The sequence below is a fragment of the Pseudomonas citri genome (genome assembly GCF_025336485.1).
Lineage (GTDB): Bacteria > Pseudomonadota > Gammaproteobacteria > Pseudomonadales > Pseudomonadaceae > Aquipseudomonas > Aquipseudomonas citri.
The window spans coordinates 1-19,788 of record NZ_JAODAB010000003.1 but is presented as its reverse complement, the minus strand read 5'-3'; the positions used below and the strand labels follow the sequence as shown (position 1 = coordinate 19,788).

At 58.6% G+C, this 19,788-nt stretch carries 6 protein-coding genes; 3 read left to right on the top strand and 3 right to left on the bottom strand.

Annotated elements, in window-relative coordinates:
- Nucleotides 1-46: 46 nt before the first annotated feature.
- The 3 genes from N4Q37_RS04250 (at nt 47) to N4Q37_RS04240 (ending at nt 18,048) form a co-directional block, all read left to right on the top strand.
- Nucleotides 47-3,595: a hemagglutinin gene (locus N4Q37_RS04250; protein ID WP_260955651.1), complete on the top strand. Its 3,549-nt coding sequence runs from the start codon at nt 47-49 to the stop codon at nt 3,593-3,595.
- Complete coding sequence (locus N4Q37_RS04245; protein WP_260955650.1) at nt 3,592-16,617, top strand: LysM peptidoglycan-binding domain-containing protein; 13,026 nt, start codon at nt 3,592-3,594, stop codon at nt 16,615-16,617. The genes N4Q37_RS04250 and N4Q37_RS04245 overlap by 4 nt, the downstream gene beginning before the upstream one ends.
- A gap of 90 nt (nt 16,618-16,707) precedes the next feature.
- Nucleotides 16,708-18,048 (top strand): hypothetical protein, encoded by a 1,341-nt coding sequence (locus N4Q37_RS04240; protein WP_260955649.1) that lies wholly within the window; start codon nt 16,708-16,710, stop codon nt 18,046-18,048.
- A 144-nt stretch (nt 18,049-18,192) separates the two neighbouring features.
- On the opposite strand, the gene N4Q37_RS04235 is transcribed toward N4Q37_RS04240, so the two are convergent.
- The 3 genes from N4Q37_RS04235 to N4Q37_RS04225 form a co-directional block, all read right to left on the bottom strand.
- Entirely contained in the window at nt 18,193-18,741 is a 549-nt protein-coding gene (locus N4Q37_RS04235) for an HD domain-containing protein (RefSeq protein WP_260955648.1), read from the bottom strand.
- A 146-nt stretch (nt 18,742-18,887) separates the two neighbouring features.
- Entirely contained in the window at nt 18,888-19,025 is a 138-nt protein-coding gene (locus tag N4Q37_RS04230) for a hypothetical protein (RefSeq protein WP_260955647.1), read from the bottom strand.
- A 264-nt stretch (nt 19,026-19,289) separates the two neighbouring features.
- On the bottom strand, nt 19,290-19,788 hold a 499-nt coding region (locus tag N4Q37_RS04225; RefSeq protein ID WP_260955646.1), incomplete at its 5' end, for a hypothetical protein.

Here is a 19,788-nt window from a genome sequence, read left to right as displayed (position 1 = left end):
CAGCTTATATGTGCCAGACACCTTATCGCCAGGTGATAGCGTGTGGATGGCGTACCTGCTGCCGGCGGGTGTGACGGGGCCGCAAACGTTGAGCTTGTCCGATGCCATCTCCTCAGGGGGCTGGTTCATCGTTGTCCCTGGACTGGTACCGGCTCAAATAGACAGTTTTGTTGCAGCCGCTCAAGTCTATTTTGCCAACAGCGCCAGAGCGGGTGCGTTCGCCGCGTGGTTTCAAAACATTGAAAATCCTGCGGTCGGGCTAAGTGGAATGGTGGTCTATGCGACCCGCTCCAGCGCGCAGGCTGTCGTAATCCGGTCGGCGCAGATCCAGGGTGCGAATTTATCCATCAATATCGACAGTGATTCCATTTTTGCCGTTTCCGAAGATGGATTGAGCTTGTCCATCTCCGGAAACGGCAATAGCTGGTCGGTGACGCCGTTCGGCTCTCGCCAGCCTTATGAACTGCCCTGGCTGAGTGGCGGAGCTATCAATGTGCTTGGTCCAAGTTCCATCTCGGGTTGCTTTCAGTTCTCGGTGTCCGTCACAGAGGCCGCAGCCGAACAGTTGGATATCGGTCTGCGTTCCTACACCGCGCCGGTTGGCGGCGGTTACGCTCAAAGCGCGAGCCACAGGTTTCTGGTTTTCGGCACCTCTGGCCTCTCACTGGACATGACGCTCGACCCATTGGCACCGCTCGACCATCTGCGCAGTTTCGCAGGGTTTATCGCCAATCAGTCGCCACTGGCCTCAACCTACCGCACAGCCGTTGGCGAAACGGTCAACCTTGCACCCGCAGCCAATGCCTCGTTGGTATTCACAGATCGCCTCCTTGCGGTTGATGCCAGCGGCAACCCTGTCGTTCTGGCAGGCAACAAGACCGTCGCCATGACGCCCAGCGGGGATTTCACGGTATCGCTGTCTGCGACCGGGAAGGCGTCGCTGCCCGGTTCCGCACCCGATCTCAGCGCAACACTGATGTGTGGCTTATCGGCGGTGGAGTACTTGGGTGTCAACGCGTCAGCGACGCTGAATTTCGTTCCGGATCAACCGGCGTTCGCAGCGACGCTCAGAGCCGCCACCGGCACCGGAGCCAGTGACACGAGGCGCGTCTTTGGGCCACTCACTGGCGCAGGCCGGACTTCATGGGCCTACCTGTCCGTAGACGATGGCTCGACCTACTTCGCGCAACCCGACAGCTCGGTGTTGCACAATGGACCGGGGGACGCGTCCTCTCCGTTCTTGAACTATCTGCCAGTGGAACTCGGGGCCCTTGCACCTTCAGCGCTCCGCGCCAACGCGCTTGGAGATGAGCAGGGTAGTTATCCGCTATTGCCTTACGCCGGTGTGACGGTCGGTGTCGGCTTGACCACCGAAGACCTCTCACAGTTCGAAATGCAAGCCTGGGCGCCCAAGCGCAAAGCGCTGATCCAGCAGATGATCAATCTCAGCACGAGCGGCTTCACCGCATCCACGGCAACGTTGCCCTCACCGCCGTTTGGTACGACTCCCCAAGGTCTGCTGCTCGAGTTCAACCAGGCCGGGAGCGAATTGGGTTGGGCGCACCTGACGCTCGGTAACTCTCCTTCAGTCGTGCCGATGTATCGCAGTAACACCGTCGTGCTCAGTTCCGTCGATGGTCCATTGAAGGACGCGCTGCAAACAAACCAGTTGGCGCTCATCATGTCCGCGGGTGATCGCTTCGCGGCCTGTGGCAGCTTCCCCTATGTCCTGACGCAGGAACGTTACCTGACCCTGACAAATGTCATCACGGACTCGGCAGTGACGACGGCGATCGCCCCTTTGGTGGTGGGCGTCAGCCCCGGTTCTGGCATGTGGCCGGATGAAGCTGCGCTGAACATTTCGCTGCAAGGTGTCCTGACGGCTGCTCAGTACGACACCTGGGCCCAGACAATCCGTTCCTATACCGGCGATTTAAGCCTCTTCGTCGCGGATTGGGAGTTTGACTTGTCCCCATGGCGCTGGGCGGATCACAACTCCATCGTCATTTTTAAGTTCTGCAATAAGCAGTTGGTACAAATCGTTGCAGATACCGCCCAATGGACGGAGGGCGACGCCTTCAATACGTCGACGGCGGCGACGCAAAAGATCATCTCAGACATTTTCGATGAGGCGATAACCCGGCTGGAAGCAGGCGATACCGACCTCAGCTACTTCGTCAATATGGTGATGCTGAGCACCAACTGGAACGGCATACTTGTGTTGAATGGAGAGGTTCCCCTTTCCGGACTGCCGCCGCAGTTGGAAGGACTTGCCGCAGGCATCGACGCGTCAAAGTTCCAGGCCCACCATTTAGGCATCACCGTCACTCCGGTCGTCACCGGTGCCGCGGAGTACGTGACGACAGCGAGCTCAGCGTTCGGCCTTATCGACTATAACTCGCTTGAGCCTTTGACCAGCACCCAGGCCTATGACTACAAGGTGCTGTCACTGAAGGTCGGGATCGCCAATTCAGAAATCAATTCGTTTTCCAGTTCGATCGAACTGATGATCAATGAACTCTTCGGCGAACAATCGACCCAGGAAAACGCGTCCGATAACAATCTGGTCTTGTACGGTACTTACCAGAAGAGCGGTGGGGTAGGGACCTACTCCTTCACCAGCAATGGCCCCACGTCCTACAGCATGTCGAGCAGCACGCTCTACATGGTCAACATTCAGACCGCGTCCTTCATCACCGTTACCAGTGATGACGATGATCCAGGCGACACTACGGTCAACTCTCTTTTCCAGCTAAGCGGGTCGGTTTCGTTCCTGCCGCAGACCGGGTTCGATCTTTTCTCCTATGGTCCAGAGCAGGCTGTCATTGATCTCGGCGGAGTAGGGGGCGGCCTGGTCTATTCGGCGTTGTCGATAGACATGACCTTCGATCAAGCGTCGCCCACTTATCGAACGTTTGTGTTCGATGCAACAAAAATCTTGCTCGACCAGGGCGCCAGCGAAGTTCGAGTACTCAGTCTGGCCGCCCATTTTCCGATGAGACTCACGGGGTTGGTACAGGGGACAGGGCAGGCGACGCCGGACTCGATGGGCTTCATGCCTGTTGATTCTCCGATTCAGGGAAGCGTGCTCACGGCCCCATGGTTCGGCCTGGAGTTCGAGCTTGATCTCGGCTCTCTAGGCGCTCTCGCTGCGCAGGCGGGCTTTACCGCATCGCTGATGCTGGGATGGGCGCCCAATGTGAACGGCGTTAGCAACTATGTAGGCCTCAGCATGCCTGGCGTCAGCGGCGGTGATCGGGCGATCTCGCTGCAAGGTGTGCTCAAGTTGGCGTTCGGTGATGTTTCGTTCCTGGTCCAGCCACCGACCTACATTCTTCAGCTCAAAGACATCGCGTTGAAGTTCTTGAGTCTCAGTTTCCCGCCGAACGGGCAGATCAACATGCTGATGTTCGGCAATCCGGACGCTCCGACCAGCGGCGCCCTGGGCTGGTACGCCGCGTACCTGAAAAACGGCGCGGGTGGTAACGCTGGCACAGGCAACAATGCTGCCAGCCGTCTCAAGGCCACCAGGCAGGGAAATGCGGTGCTGATCGCGCCGCAACACGAGATCAAAAGGCAGGGAGCCAAGCAATGAACATCCAGGATCTTTGGACCAGCCTCCACACCAATGACTACCTGAACGCTTCAAATACGAGACTGGCGCTTCCGGCCACCAATGAGCTGGGATCGGCACCTGTCACAGCGCTGCTCAGTGATATCACGCTGTTTCCAGGCGCCAGTCTCGAAATGGCGCTCTCAAGTGCAACGCCGCCGGGCGAGGTCATCACACTGGCTGGCACGCTGGCCGGAACCTTCATGGGATTCGCGATGCCGGCTGCCACCGCGGTGTTCAGTGTCGACAGCAATGGCGTGGCGCAGCTATCCCTCGCGGTCACGTTGGGTGACGGGCAGGTACTGGGTATCGCATTCCCCAAGATCGCCAATGATGTCCCGGGCCAATATGATTTCACAGGGGCCAGCCTGACTGCGGCGTCAGCCGCATCGGGCAGCACGCTGACTTTTTCAGGTGTGCCGGTTCCTCCAAAGACCTATGCCAAACTCTGGAGCGGTGCCATTTCCCCGGTGACTGGCTCCATCACAAGCTGGGCGGACCCCAGCACGGCATGTCCCGTTTTCTCGCTCTCAAACAAGCTGGCCACCACCGCCGCGCAGGCCGGGCTGCTCACGTTCAAGGCGCAAATTTCGCTGACGAGTTCGTCTTCCGGTGGCACGGGCCAATTGGTGGGTGAGATCCCTGCCGGGCAATTGGCAGTGAGTGCCGTACCGATGTCGAGCGTCTTGCCTGTCAACGATGGGACCGGTCCGGTTTTCGGCACCTCGGATGGCTGGAAGCTCAGTATTCCGGATCTTTCGAGCCTTGCGGCGCTGTTCGTCGGTACACAGCTCGCCGCTTATGTCCCGCCACGTTTTCCCCTCGGAAGCGCACTCAACGTTACCCGCATTTCGTTGTCGCTGACCTATGGCGGAGCCACATCGTCGGTCATGACGACGAAAGTGGTCGAGGACACGTCGGTCTCGCTATTACCCCTCAATGCGGCGAACCTCGATAGCATCGAGTTCTCGTTCTCCATGGTGCTCTCCAATGTATTGAGCTTGAGCATTGGCGTCGGAGGCAATTTCCATTTCTTCGGTAACGAGGCCCTTAGCTTCTACGCAGGTGTATCCGTCCCCTCATTGATCGGCCGGTTCTACAACAACAACGTTATCGACGTTTCCGACCTGCTTTCGGTTGTCGGTATAACGGGCATCCCGCAAAGCGGCTGTGTGTTCGAGACGCTCAGCGCTACGGTGAATGTCAACAACGGCTACTACGCGTTCAATGGTCAAGCGCTCTTTACCGGGGCTGATTGGTCAATCAATCTGGGTAGCGGGCTGACACTGATCGAGATTGACAGTCTTGGCCTGGTGATCGACAAGTCGGCGGCGAAAACAACCGCTCAACTCTCGACTTCATTTGTGTTCCTGGGCTCTGAGTTTTACGCAACGGCCTATAACAGCTCCGGTTCGGCAGGGTGGGTGCTAACCGGTACGATGTCGCCAGACACACCGATGAAGATCGCCGATGTCGCTCGTCAGCTCCTGCCCTGGATCGCCGACGCCGTACCGGACATCGCCATCAACTACCTGCAATGCCAGTTCGACACCAGCAACAACACCTACATGGTCAACGTCCAGGTGATGTGGAAACTGGACATTTTGCCAGTGTCCATCACGGCTGAATTCATGCTGCGATCCAGCCGCGTGACCTCCACTGATCCGGCACAGTATTCCGGTTATGTGCGAGGCATCGTCGATATCAATGGCATGCTCCTGGGTGTGGCATACGTCTTCGATCCCACCACCACTGACATCATCTTCAGCTACAAGAGCCTGTCGGTCACTTATCACAAAGACAACAACGTCGCCGCCAACACCTACGTTGCAGTCAGTTTGAATAACAGCACTGTCGGCGACCTGTTCAGCTTCCTGTTGGAATTCGCCGACCCCGGTCGGAACATCTCGCTCTCTTCGCCTTGGAACGTGCTGGAAAAGATCGGCTTGCCGAACCTGACGGTCAAGGTCTATCTCCAGACCAAGAACATTGAAGTCGACATGGATCTCAGCGTTGATCTGGGCTTCATGAAACTCACTAAGTTTGTCCTGAAGTACACCAAGCAGTATGGCAAGTCGAAATTCGACCTCCAGCTCAGCGGAAACTTCCTGGGGCAGGATTACGGCCAGAACGGTGTCGCACCACTGAGTTGGGACCCCCTGAACCAGGCACCGCCGGTTGTGCCCGGCGCCGGCACCCAAAGCTTCGATCTGGAATACCTTGGCCTTGGTCAGCGCATGGCGCTGCGCGGGACACCACCGGCAACCATGGATGGCGTCATCAAGGCCCTTGAGAAAGCGTTGGTTCCCACGGGCAACCCACAGCAAAATCCGGCCACACAGTTACCGGGGCTGTCGTATGACGCGGGCTCCAACTGGCTAATCGGAACCCGTTTTACCGCGATGTCGACGGTACAACTCAGCGTCGTCTTCAACGACCCCAATCTCTACGGCCTGCTGATCCAACTTTCCGGCAGCCGGGCGGGTTCATTGGCCGGCCTTCGCTTCGAAATCCTGTATCGCAAAATCAGCGACACCATCGGCGTCTACCACATCGAACTGACGCTGCCCGATGCCATGCGACACATCGAGATGGGCGAAGTCTCGATTACATTGCCAATCGTCACTCTGGATATCTACACCAACGGAAATTTCCGTGTCGACGTTGGTTTTCCGCCAAGCCTCACTGATTTTTCCAGATCCGGCTCGGTCCAGGTTTTCCCGTTCATCGGCTACGGCGGCTTTTACTTTGCCGTGCTCAACGGGACGACTTCGACCAATGTGCCGGTTATCTCGAACGGCAATTTCTCGCCGGTGCTCGAATTCGGCCTGGCACTCCAGATCGGTGTCGGAAAAACCATCTCACTGGGCATTCTGTCCGGTGGCATCAGCATTACCGTCGGTGGTCAGCTGCAGGGGGTACTTGCCTGGTTCAATCCGACCTCGCCCAGTCTGTCGCCGGAGCGTTACCTCCATCTGCGCGGAACAGTGGCGGTGGTCGGTATTGTCTATGCGACCGTCGACTTCGGAATCATCCAGGCAAGTGTCAACCTGACCGTCTATGCCTCTGTTTCTCTGAACATGGAAAGCTACAAGGCCATCCTGCTTGAGATCAGTGCGGGTGTACGCGTCAGTGTCTCGATCAAGATCGTCTTTATCCGCATTCGTTTTTCCTTCTCGGCGACAATCACCGAGAGCTTCACCCTAGGCTCAGACTCCAGCACTCCCTGGCTTATCGCCTCGAACTCAAATCCTCAGAACGTCCTGCGTGGTTCCTACCGGCCCCAGGCGCTTGTGCCGCGCCAGCGGCCCTACGCGAAGCTTCGCAGCCGACCCGCACGCAGCCTCCAAAAGCGCGGGATGTTGCTGCGCCGCTCCGCACTCAACCTGATGGCGACAACGACGGTCAACCTGACGGCGATCCCGTTGATTTCCCAGGCATTGCCCAGCGACTTCAGTTTCCCGGGCGCGCCGACCTTTCCTGGCTCCAGCATGAACCCGGTCCTAGCCCTGTTGCTGGGCATGGAGACGTCGACGGATCCCCGTTCGGGTACCAACCAGTTCCTGACATTCGTCACCGAATGGATCACTGATTCTATCGGTCACACTCACGAGACCCTTTCGGCTGCGCTGATCGATGAAATTCTGGACGCTCTCTCCCTGAACGATGTGGCGTCCACGATCTTTACCTACAGCGCATTGGAGACGTTGTTCACCAGCAACAACATCCAGTTTTCGATCGCGGCCCGGCCGACCACGGACCCCGGCACAGAGATCCCCATGGCCTTGATGGCCATGATTCCCGAACTGACGATGTCGACCCCTGATTTCTCCATCAACTTCTTGTCTGACCGAGTGCCGGAAGGCGACTACGAACAGACGATCCAACAGTATTTTGCCGACCTGGCCGCTCAGTTCGCGGCCCGTGATACAGGCTCAACCCTGCGAGCCACGGAGTTGATGGAAACGCCGGACTCCATGGCGACCATCATATTCCGCTACTACTTCCAGATGCTGACCAAGGGCCTGATGCAGCAGGCCAAGAGTCTGCTGGCCGATTTTGGCCTGAAACTTGACGAGTCCCAGACCGCAGCCGCCTCGCTGACATCGATCGCCAACCGCTTTACCAACAACTACACGGTACGTCCCGGCGATACTCTGGCCTCGATAGGCAACCTGTTTGGCGTGAGCGGAGCGGATCTCAGGGCGGCCAACCCGGACTACCAGAACGCTGAACCGACTGTCGGCCAGACCGTGTTCATCCCGACGACTACGGTCACGTACACCAGTCAGACCGGCGATACGCTGACCGGGCTCGCGGCATGCTTTGGCGTCTCCGAGGCCGATCTTCAGGCCGCCAATCCTGGTGTGGATTTCAATAACCTACAGGCCGGAACCGCACTCACGATTCCGGCGATGCGCATCCTGCACACGGTCATTGCCGACGAAAGCGGGGTATCGGTCGCCGCGGATTTCGGCATCGACCTCGGCACGCTGAAAGCTGCCAACCCAGGCGTCAATTTCAATCCACTGGCCGCCGGGACGGAGTTGTTGATACCCCTTCAGGTGACTCCTTACATGGTCGCGGCCAGTAATCAGTCCGCACAGAACGTCCTCAACACTGCAGTGACGCTGGCCCTCGGTGACATCACCTTCACGGCCAAATCCACGGACAGCATCACCTCGCTGGCGGCGCAATTCGGCGTCACCGCCGAGCAATTGGTGACAACAAACGCCGAGAGCCTGACCGTGATAAACCCGGGCCAGTCAATTTCGCTCGGCGATCTGACCACGGTGACCCGAGCAGGGGAGAGCTACAACTCAATCATTGGCTACTGGTACGACCGTATCGTTGATTTCGATCCAACGACGCTGACCACGGCCAACCCTGCCCTGACTTTAACAGCCGGTCAGAAGCTCTCGATCCCACAGACCACCGCCCACGACACGATCTACACGGTCCAGAGTGGAGACACCTTTGCCAAAGTGGCGGCGGCCTACCCAGGCCTCACGCTCTCCCAACTGCTTGGCAACAACGCCGCAATCGGCCTTGATATCGGCCAAACCGTTAGCCTGCCGGCCGTCGCTGTCCCGACCAGCAGCAGTTTCATCCTGCCCTATGCGGCCACGACGGGCGACACACTGGTCTCCATTGCCGAAGCGTTCTTCGCGGCCGACGAGCGAACCCAGTCGGCGGCGATCCAGAGCCTGCAGCAGTGGAATGGCATCCAGGTCGCAACGACCCCGTTGGCTGTCGGTCAGATCATCAACATCCCGTATGCCAGCAGCTTCGGGAACATCCAGCGCCAGTATAAAGTCTCCGCGAAGCGGATCGCCGATAGCACGGCCTCAGGAATGGCATCGCTTCTGGCAGCCCGGGCATCGCTGACAGCGCCAAATGTGAGCCATTCGATAGCGGCCACTGACACGCTAAGTAGCATCTCTGCAGCCTATGATCTGTCCCTCGAACAACTGACAGATTGCATTGCCTTGGTCTCCGGCCTCTTTCAGGTCGATGCCACGTCGAAGATATTGACCTTGTCTGTCGTTGCGATCCCCGGCATGCGTTTGTCGGTACTTACCGATAACCTGGCGTCCATGGGGATGTTCACCGATGCGCTGAATATGACCAGCCGTTTCATGATGAGCGGCCTGAGAGCCCCGGCGCCGAAGTTCCCTGGACAGCCAGCCCCCTCGGCAACATTGGCGTATCCGCTCTATGCCCTGGTTGGTCAGGAATACCCGCTGGGCGCGGTTGCCACTGGCTACGACATCGACATCGGCAGCTCAGGTGCGTCGTGGGTGTCCGTCGACGCCAGCGCGGCGGTCATGCCGCTGGTCCAGCCAGAAATCGACCAGATCAACAGCTTCAGGACGCTTACGTTCCAACCCAGCGTCTCCCAGACCATTGCGTTGCCGCAGTTTACCTACGCGGCCGATTGCCAGTCCGTAGGGACGATCAACCTCTGGGTGACCCCGCAAGTGCCGGCGCAGATCATCCCGAGTGGTCAGAAAGTGGTGCAGCCGTCGATGTGGACGCTGCCCGATGCCATGATATCGGCGCTTGCCGCCAGCCCCTCGGGTACGCTGCTGTACCAGCCAAAATCCGGCACCACGACGTCCGATGGCAGCATCCAGAGCGTTGTCCTCGAAAACACCTGCTACGCGACCTCGATCAGCATCGATATCCAGACGATCCCCAACGCGCCCGACGGCATCTATATGGTCGCCGGCGCCGATCAGGCAGGGATGCAACGGCTATTGGCGCTGTGGGAATTCCTGACCAGCAACGGCGAGACCGCAACCCTCTATATCGCCTATCCGGATCAGAGCTCGTCCAGCACGAGCGGTGTTCTGGTCTCTGACGCGCTGAGCCGGACCGACAGCTTCATGCTGAAAACGAACCTCAGTACCGAAAGCCATGGCGCACCGCAACTCACGCTGCGCAAAACGCCGATCCGCATGCTCAATACCGGTCTGCTGGAAACGCCGCTGGCCGATCTCGAACCCGATAATTCGCTCAATTTCCTGCAACTGCTGTGGGAATGCAGTGTGGTCAAATCCGGGGGCTACTATTTGCGCTATGTCACGACGGATGGAACGGTGGGGCTGCCTCAAACCCTCTTTACCGGCGGAACCCAGGCGACCATTCAGATCATTGTGGTCGCCGACAATCAAGCAGCGGGTAGCCCGGTGGCGTACTCCTTCAACAACGTGGCGCTGATCGGTGACAACGTCGATACCGGCACGCATAACATCTTCTTCGAGGCGCTGACACATGAGGTCACGAGCTCAGACACCCTTGCCAGTGTGGCGCAACTCTATGCCTCTTATGTCAGCCTCGATGCCGTCTCGTTGGCTGAACTGAACCAGACCATTGTCGGAACCATGGTGCCGGGTACCACCGTTACGGGGGCGTTGGGACAAGTCACAGTGCTGGCGACTGATAGTTTCCTCAGTCTGGCGCAGCGTGCTGGCGTGACGGTTGCCGCGATTGCCACGCAGAAAGCCCAGGTGACTGGCTGGCTTCAGCCCGGCAGTGAGCTTCAGTTCTCCGGTAACCCGGTCCAGCTCGTCGCGCCCGGCGAGACACTGGCATCCATCTCGCAGGAATATGACTTCCTTGATCCGGAGGCGCTGGCCGCGCTCAATCTCAACACGGTTGACCTGCTCTTGGTCGGGGCGACACTCACGATCCCGGCGAAGGCGGACTACGTCATTCAGGCCGGTGACACGTTTGGCAGCATCGCGTCTGCCCAGGCCACCGATCTGTCCCTGATTGCCGATGCGAACCAAGATGGGCAGATCCTGACGGCCGGCCAACCCATCATTGTCGGGGGCGGTACGCTTAACCTCACCGCCACCTTGCCGCAAGGGCATATCGGTTTCGACGTTACCCGGGCGAATCCACAGCCCGTCGATCCTGCGGATGAAACCGATCAACAGGCGCTGAACACGCTCTTCAACTTGCTCGGTTTCCAGATCACGGAAACGGCGGCCCTCAAAGCCAGCAACGAGGGGCTGCCGGCCGGTCCCACGACGCAAAATGATGATGATCCGTGGGACTACCAGCAGGTCATGTCGGTGCTTGCTTTTGCGAAGGTCAACCATGCTATCGATAGCGCTCCATTGCCGCCACCGGCGTTGAACCCCTATGCCGGTATCAGCGCTAATGCGATGTCCGAGGTCGCTCTTGCGTTCCAGGACGTACTCGGCAATCGCACCAACGGCTCGGTGATGAGCCCCATCGATCAGCCGCTTGGCTACACCGACCAGATGATTCCGGTCGGGGCATGGCCCTCGGCGACGGCGGCTTATCGCTTTTCTTCCCCGGCATCGGGGGACAACAATCTGGCGGTCACCGTTTCGATTTCGCCAACGCAGTTCCTGCCGGACAACACTCCGCTGCAGATGGTGGGGGGCGCGCCAAGTGCCGCGCTGTCAACAGCACCGGCTGTTCGCGCCAGCGGTGCCTTGGCCACCTATCAAACCGTTTCGTACCAATTGCAGCAGCCCGATGTGACCGGTTGGCTGAGCACCACACTTGGCACGCTCGATGATGCGCAAAACGTTGGCGAAACGGCGCGCATTATCCTCCTCGGCCTGGCGAACTCCGCCTATGTCTTCTTGACCGGTGCAAAAGACCTGGTCGTCGATCCGGTTACGCTGGGACCCAATGGCTACAAGGACATTGGCGCGTTGTTGAACTTCGCACTGTCGCAGAGCTCCACCGGCTACGCGGTGTCAGCCACCAATCTGGGACAATACAACGCGGTTGCCCGAGCCGATCTGCTGTGGGGGCAGGGGACCCAACTCGCGGTTCCGGACAATTATCTGGTGCTGTCCGGTGATACGCCTCAAGCCATCGTCACCCGCCTGGATGGCGCCATCGACCTGGCTACGCTGGCGAACAACAACGCCGCAGTAAAAGTGGCCCAGGATGCAATGGTTCACACGGCCGTACGGTCTGCCACGGTCGGTTCGGCCGGGTTGTCTCTCAGTGCGATCGGGCTTCAGGTCGGAACGCTGGTGGTCGATGGCCCGGGTAACGTCCCGGGGTTGGTGACGCCAAACGCGGCGGTACCACTTAACGCAAACCTGACGCTGACCTATACCGACACAACGGGTCAGTACAGTTACCAGACAACGGCCAGCGTGACGCTGGAGGACGCCGCGGCCAGTTTCACCAAGCAGGTCCGCGAGAATAGCGGTGATCAGGAGGCCGTCGTCACCGTGCTTGAAGTCGCCGGGGCCAATGAGTTTCTGGATGACATCTGGCCGATCGGCACGGTGCTCACGATCTCTAGCGTGCTTGCCAACTCAAACGATACCTTGACCTCGTTGGTCACCGACTTCGGCGCGCCAACCGGCGCAACGGGCACACCTGAAGCCCAGTTTCTTGCGGGCAACGCTGAGGTACCCGGCATTTGGGCGGTTAACACCGCGCTGTTCATCGAGACGCTGCCGGTCTCCATTGCCGAGGGCGAGACGCTGGCGGATATCGCCGGCATGTACGCCAGCGATGTGGGTTCCATACTTGATCAGAACCGCACGGTGCCATTCCTGGACTCGGCCCTGCTTGCCATCCCATACCTGGCGAACAATACCGGCATCCGCGCCAGCGTCTACGGCGCAACGGGCGCCGAGACGTTTTCCGGGATTGTCGCCAAGTATCCGGGCTGGAGCCTGAACGGGGTTGCTCAATACAACGGTGACGTGCCCGGTCTGTTCGCCGCTGTGGCGATTAACCTCAATGGTCGGACAATCACGCCGACCGTGACATCGACGATCAACGAGCTGGCGCAGGCATTCGGTCTCAGCGTCAACGACTTCATGGCCCAAGTCAGCGCGCTCGCCGGTATCATCGCGGCTGGGGCCGCCATTGTCGCACCGGCCATGACTTCGCTCAGCGGCGACACCCTCCATGACGTGGCGTCGCGCTACAACCTCGATGAGGGCAGCCTTGCTTCGGCGTGTGCTTCGTTGCCAGGTTTGCTGCCCGCCAACCAGACGATTGTCATTGAAGGCACTCGCTACCAGACGTATGCCAACGACACCTTTGGCCTGCTGACGGCGCGTGTCAACGCCGACCGAGTGGCCCTGAACCTGACACAGCTCAGTGTGGCCGATGTCGCCGCTGCGGCCTCCGGTGTTTCGGTCAGTGCCCGTACACTGTTGGCGCCGCCGCTGACCGGTTCGGTATTGGCGGCGGTTACCCCGGCCAAAACCAAGGCGATCCTTAGTCTCGGCGTGACCCTGACGATGAGCCGCGATCCGGCCCTGCTGGCGCCGGCCTTCGCCGGGGCGCCCCATGTCGTTTCAGCCCGGACCGATATACCGGCCCAGCCGTTTGCCGGCTTGACGGCGGTGGACCAGGGCTCGCTCCAGCAGTTCGCGATTGATTTCGAGACCGCGTTCCCAGGACTAAAGATCGCAACCGGCCCTGCATCGACCCAGACCCAGGGCATCACACAGATCAAGAAACCTTCGTTGAAGCTGGCAGCCAGTGCAAACCCCGCGTCATCGACAGGTGGAAAGACGCTGTGGGTGGTCAACTTCTCGGACTCCGGCGTAGGCATCACCTACGAGATCAACCCATCCGGGGTACGCTATTTTGGCGTGACGCCGCTCTCGACCGTCGCCTGGAACAACACCGTCGAAGTGCCGACCTATTCCGCCGATAAGGGGTTGCTATGGACCGGTAAGCAGCAGGCTTTCCGTGCGGCGGATCCGGATCAATGGAACCAGCAGTTCCTGGCCGCCATCGATCTGCTTCTATCGCCGTCATATGCCGTACCGGGATCTTCGGACAGTAAGGTTGCCGCCGACATTGCCAGCGTGATTGCCGCCAAAAGTGGTATCGCCAGCGGTATGTCCAGGATCGTCGCGCCCATTATCGGGACCGACAGCACGGGGCTCGATGAAGCGCAGACCACGCTGAAGCAACAGTTGCTGACAACCTTGAGCTCTGCGTACTCGGTACAGACGCTGGTCCAGATCGATCTCGATGTCCAAGGCGCAGGGGCGGGCAATGATCCAACCACGGCGCCACAGCTCTCCGGCAATCTGGTGGCCGGGGTCATCCGGACGCCGGATGACGCGGTCGCGGTCACCGATCCGAACCAACCGTTCGCACCGCTGGCCGCCCAGACACAGGTTTCCCAGAGTTTCCTCGCGGAGATCATTTTTTATGTCCCCAACATTATTCGTCCGGGGTTGACGGTGAGCTATGCCGGCGTCCCTGATACCTACACGACCACGGGCTCCGATTCGCTCAGTACGATTGCCGCGTTCTTCAACGTCGAACGGCCCGGGAATCTACCCTCCGGGATGACGCTGGCCGCCACCGATGAACCGCTGTTCCTGGGCTCCACGGCGATCAACGTGACGTCCTATGTGGTGCCTGCCTCGCTTGCCACGATCACGGACGTGGCCGCATGGATGAGCGTCGAGATTTCGGATGTGGTCAACGCCAACTCCGAGCGCACGGGGTTCTTCGCCGTGGGCAGTACGGTCACCATCGACGGCACCGCGTACACGCCGAGCACGACAGATACGCTGGAAATGATCGCCGTCCATTTCGGTGGTCAGGATCAGTTCTCGGACAAACTGGCTGATATTGATGCCGGGACATTGCCTGGCAGCTACACGCTGAACAGCCTGGCACCTGCGCGTGGCATTCAGAACGTACCGCAAATGAGCATCGCCACGGCAAAGGGTGCGCTTGCCACCAGCGGATCGCGAATTACCACGCTGTTCGGGGTCAAGGACCCGGCCATCCAGAAGTCGGTCGTACTCAATCTCGACTATCAGGTCAGCCAGATGGAGTTCGATCTTCATTCGGTGGACGGCATCCAGGGATACAAGAGTTCGTCCTGGCTCAACTTCATCATTCCCATCGTCAACGGTGCGGACACTGATGGGCATGTCGGCCAGATCCAGGTACCGGTACCGCTACGGGGTTACCCGGGGCCGGCGATCATCTCGGATCAGTCGGCGAGCAACGCGACGCTGACCCCGGAACCGGCCAAAGTGCTGGCCCAGTGGGACTACGGCTTCACTACGAAGCGGCAGTATGCGGCTCAGGACCAAATGACGCTGGAAGTTCGCTTCAACCAGACCAGTGACGACAGTGCGGACGCCCTGAGCTACGCGAATGCGCCAAAATACGAGAGTGTCATTGAGGTGTTGGCGGCTTTCTCGGCGGTCTGGCCCGCTATATCGGCTGACCTTGCGCAACTGCCGGATACGGTGGCAGATACCGTCAGCCCGGCCGCAGCCAACGCGGTAGCGGCGCTCGCCGATTTGGCGGACAGGCTCCAGAATGCGTGGAGCGGCGTGCAGGCCATGAGGCTGTTCGCAGGCCTGCCTGAAAAGACGTTCAATTACTTGATGTCGACGTTGATCCGCGGGATACCCGCCCAGATCAGCGGCGTCACGCTGGATCGCATCGGTCAGATGACGGATTTTTCGGTAGACCCTGACGATTTCCTGTTTGTGACCAATGCAGGCTATCAGGCCGATCTAAACAACGGGGTCGTTCCGGCTGCGCTAGCGGTCGAGTTCGATGGATATGGCTTCAAGCTGAGCGGCCAGCAGACGATCAAGCCTGCGGTTGCCGGGGGCGGTAATACAGACTGGCTGGTCGTCGATCCGGCGGGCACGCAAACAGTGGTCGACGGGCAACACAATTCCCAGGTCTTTACTGCACCGCAGACCTACAGGTTGACGTTGTCGGGTACCGGGACATCAGCGGTGATCAAGGTATACCGCCAGATACTGTGGCCGGGCCTGAAGTACGTGCCGCCCGCCAATGGGGCTGATGGAGAGGGGACTTGGCTGAATGGCTCTCAGGCAGGGACCCGTTTGGCCTTTGCGCTGGAAGAACAGCTAGCGCTGATCTCAGACCAGTTGGAACTCGATTACGACTTCTACCGGCTCAATCTACTGTTGCTGCAGAACGCCAGCGGCGGAACGTCGATATCGCGCAATGCCAACTTGATTGCCGGTGCCCAGATAAATCCGCTGTTCATCTACAAGACACCGGTGGTGAAATTTCCGACACGGATCACGCCGCTACTCAGTCATGTCGAAACGGTGTCTATGACGGGGCCAGACTTGACCTCGGCACTCAGCAACTTTTTCGAGACGCTCGTCGCCTCGCAAACCCAGGCCTTGCCGGGAACGATACGCCAGATGCGCATCGGCGCCGCCTATTGGCAGTCGGTGGATGGCAAGACCGATCCGACAACGCCGGGCAGTCTTTCTATCCGTAATCCTTTGGTATTGGCACCGACCGTCCAGTTCAACGTCGACACTGACTGGAAAGCCTCGGGTCTTGTGGGAACACTGGCTTCAGCCATGACAAACAGCGCGGAGCAAATGGGCATTACGGCCGCAGCGCCAGGGCAGTGGGTACTCGATGTGCTGGTCTACAGCTACGTTGAGGGTGCCGATAAACTCACCGGGATTCTGGATATTCAAAATCAGATCTACCCCGCCTGAGTGGCGTGGTGTTCAGAACAGAGCAATGGACCGATTGTCCCCGGGGAGCGTTTTCCTCGCGGGCAACTCACCTGAAAGGAAGGATCGAAAATGGCGACTTCGGACACCGTATTTGGAATGGTATACAGCCCGACATGGACGACATGGTCTCCGCCGTATTCCAACTCCGGGCCACAAGCCCAGTTCTCTGATTCCGACTTCTTTAACGACAGTTTCCAGGCGCTTTGGAACACCGGGCAGGACACAAGCAGCAACGCCTACCGGAACGATATCGGCGTGATCGGCAGCTTCGGTTTCAATTTGGTTCGTCTCTATGATTGGGGCGCAACACGTGGCTGGAACGGAACGTATGGAGCTGCGCACATCAGCTTCCTGGATCATGCCCAGCAAAGTGGCGTAAAGGTTATGGTGCCCATCTCCAATTATTTCCTGTCTGACGACACTTATGCCTGGAACGGTAAAGACCCTGATGCCTCATACAGCTTCGATAGCGCGCCGCCTGATATACAGAGCGCACTGCAACAGTTTGTCAGCAGCGTAGTAGTAAGCGGCGACATCCATCCGGCCGTTCATAGTTTCTCCGTTGGCAACGAGATCGATATCAATACGTTTGTCGGGCAGGGGAGCAGTGGGCCGGTTAGCCCGGGATCGCGCCTGGCCAGGGTGATTTGGTGGATCGTTAACCTGCAACTGCAGATCAGCACCGCGAAATATCGTTATGTGTTACTTACCAGCCCCATCTCGAACGCAGACCAGGGCAACCCGTCGTCGGGTAATCCGCCGCTGAGCTATTGGTTTCAGGCCTTCCTCAATGGTGTGACGACCAATACCCACCTGCCGGAGGGCACCACTGGAGGTGGTAACAGCTCGACTTTTTCGGCTGCCTGGGCCGGTATCGGCGATATCATCGGTTATAACAACCTGTGGTACTTCAACAGCGTCAATATCTATCAAGTCGGGGAGGGCCTGACCACGACGTTGGGCCAGTACGACAACTGGTCCAGTCACTCGACGACTAACAGCCTGAACTGGCCGGGTCAGCAATTCAGCGTTCCTCTGCTGCTCAGTGAAATAGGGGTAACACGATCGGACAATGGCGCAACCGGACAACAAGCGCAGTTCACAACGGTCACCCAGGATATCGTGCAGCCCCTTGTGGATTATCTTGCCTCCAATACCAGTAGTTACCTGATGGGTTTCTGTCTCTACGAGTTCAGCGACGAGGTGACACTGAATGCCAACTGGGGACTCTACATGGCGGAGCCGACGACGTACCCCAGCGGTAACGTGCTATTCAGCAGCATGACCGGCACGACGGCGGTCAGTTACGGAGAGTTTTCCAGCGTCAGCTATCCTGTGGATCAGCTTTTTCCCGTGGAAAGTACATCGGGCACGACTTTGATGGCGGCGATTCAGGGCATCATTACCTAAGCGTATTCAAGGCAAAAGGCGAAGCGCTGCTTGGTTGAGTGTTTTCAGCTTTGCTTGCTCACGGCAGCCAGCCGGCTGAAGCCAGGGAGCGCCTGGCTGAGTACGTCGCGGCGTTTGGGTGATGGAGTTTTCCGGGGTTCCGGCTTATCCGATCCTCAATCGAATCGGCGCGATGGCGCGTGCCAGATTTGCCCGTGCCTGCTGCTCGAATGCATCGAAGTATGGTGCGCTCGTATAGATGCGCTCGCGTGCTAGAAAGCCCTCCAGTACCTGGCGTCTCTTGTGGCCATACACAGACATAGGCACTTGCTGGTACTCGCTACGGATCTGTTGGCCGTACTCCTCGAATCGATCGAACGATGCCCCAAGGATCGCCAGATCCGTGTCCACCAGCACCGCTTCATCTACCGATGTCGGAGCACCGTCGTGTCGCGTCACCATGATCAAGCCGTAGAGCCGGCGTCGAGTTTCGCCGTCCAGGCCGCTATCGTGCGCTACCTCGTCCAACCATTGTGCACTGCGTAGCTCGTTGTCACTGCGAAGGGGCTCGTAGATCGCGTCGTGGAACCATAGCGCGAGGTCAATCTCGGCGGGGGCCCGGCAAGGAGCGTTGATGAACTGGCGCACCTGGAGGCATTCCTCCAGATGTTGGCAATTGTGGTACGCACGGTGCGGCTCGCCGTAGTGACGCATGAGTTCTTCATATGTCTCTCGCGACGCGCACCTGACTCCAAGCGCCGCCCAGACGCGAGACCAGGCCGCGAAACTCAAGCGATCAGGTACGACGACGTCCCCACGTGTCGTGGGTGGGAATCGGCCGCTTTGTTCTGGCTCGCCCATCATTGTTCCTCCTCCGCCTCAATGTAACGCTCTACCCAGGTGATCAGTGTCGGCGCGGCGAAGGCCGCCGGCAACAGCGGTCGAGCCGTGGTGGACAGAGTGAGCGCTCCCTGGATGAAGCATGTGATGCCAGCCACGAACGAGTCGAGCCGGCGGGCACGGCGCCCCCGCTCTTGCAACCGACGTTCTACCCGCTGGGGCCGGTCGTTGGATTAGCTGCGGCTATGATGGCCGGATAATGATGCATGATGCATTGTGCTGGCAGGTCTCGATGCATGCTACAAGCCTTGGAGACGTTCTGCCGAACGTAGCAACTCCGCACTTTAATGCGCTTCGACTTTTTGTACCGAACAGAGGAGGGCAGACTCGTATTATCAGGTGCGAGGCTACCATCCTATTTTTTATTTGAGTCCATTGCGGAACTCAGCCAGCATCTCCTGGGAGATTTCCATTTTTTGCCGGAATTTGCTAGGGCGCAAAGCGTGATCCTCATTGTACTTGGCGTCTATTCCAGAACCGAAAGCTATGTCTTTCTGGATCATTGTGTTTAGCGCTTTAACCAAAGCATCATCGCTAGTGGCAATTTTATGCGCGCCGACATAACCATCCACGAGCGTTTCCGCGTATCCATGTATCTCGCAATTGTGATACTGATAGAGCTTCATGATGCAGGCAAATGAATGAGCGAAAGACTTTTTGGGGCCGTCTGGCAATGCAGAGTTACAGCCATAAATTTTTATCTTCCCGGCAAAGCTTTTATTCAACAGGACGTCATTCTTTAAGATCTTAGCTAGCGCAAAGGCAGTAATGGATTCGCTGCTAGCCCCCGGTGTCAGGATAGTTGTCGCCTCTCCAGATTCACCTGAAAACAATCCCTGGGGGCGGAAAGAGAGTCGATGT

Coding starts and splice junctions, on each gene's coding strand:
- N4Q37_RS04250 (WP_260955651.1), top strand. CDS start 47: ATGGCGTACCTGCTGCCGGCGGGTGTGACGGGGCCGCAAACGTTGAGC.
- N4Q37_RS04245 (WP_260955650.1), top strand. CDS start 3,592: ATGAACATCCAGGATCTTTGGACCAGCCTCCACACCAATGACTACCTG.
- N4Q37_RS04240 (WP_260955649.1), top strand. CDS start 16,708: ATGGCGACTTCGGACACCGTATTTGGAATGGTATACAGCCCGACATGG.
- N4Q37_RS04235 (WP_260955648.1), bottom strand. CDS start 18,741: ATGCGTCACTACGGCGAGCCGCACCGTGCGTACCACAATTGCCAACAT.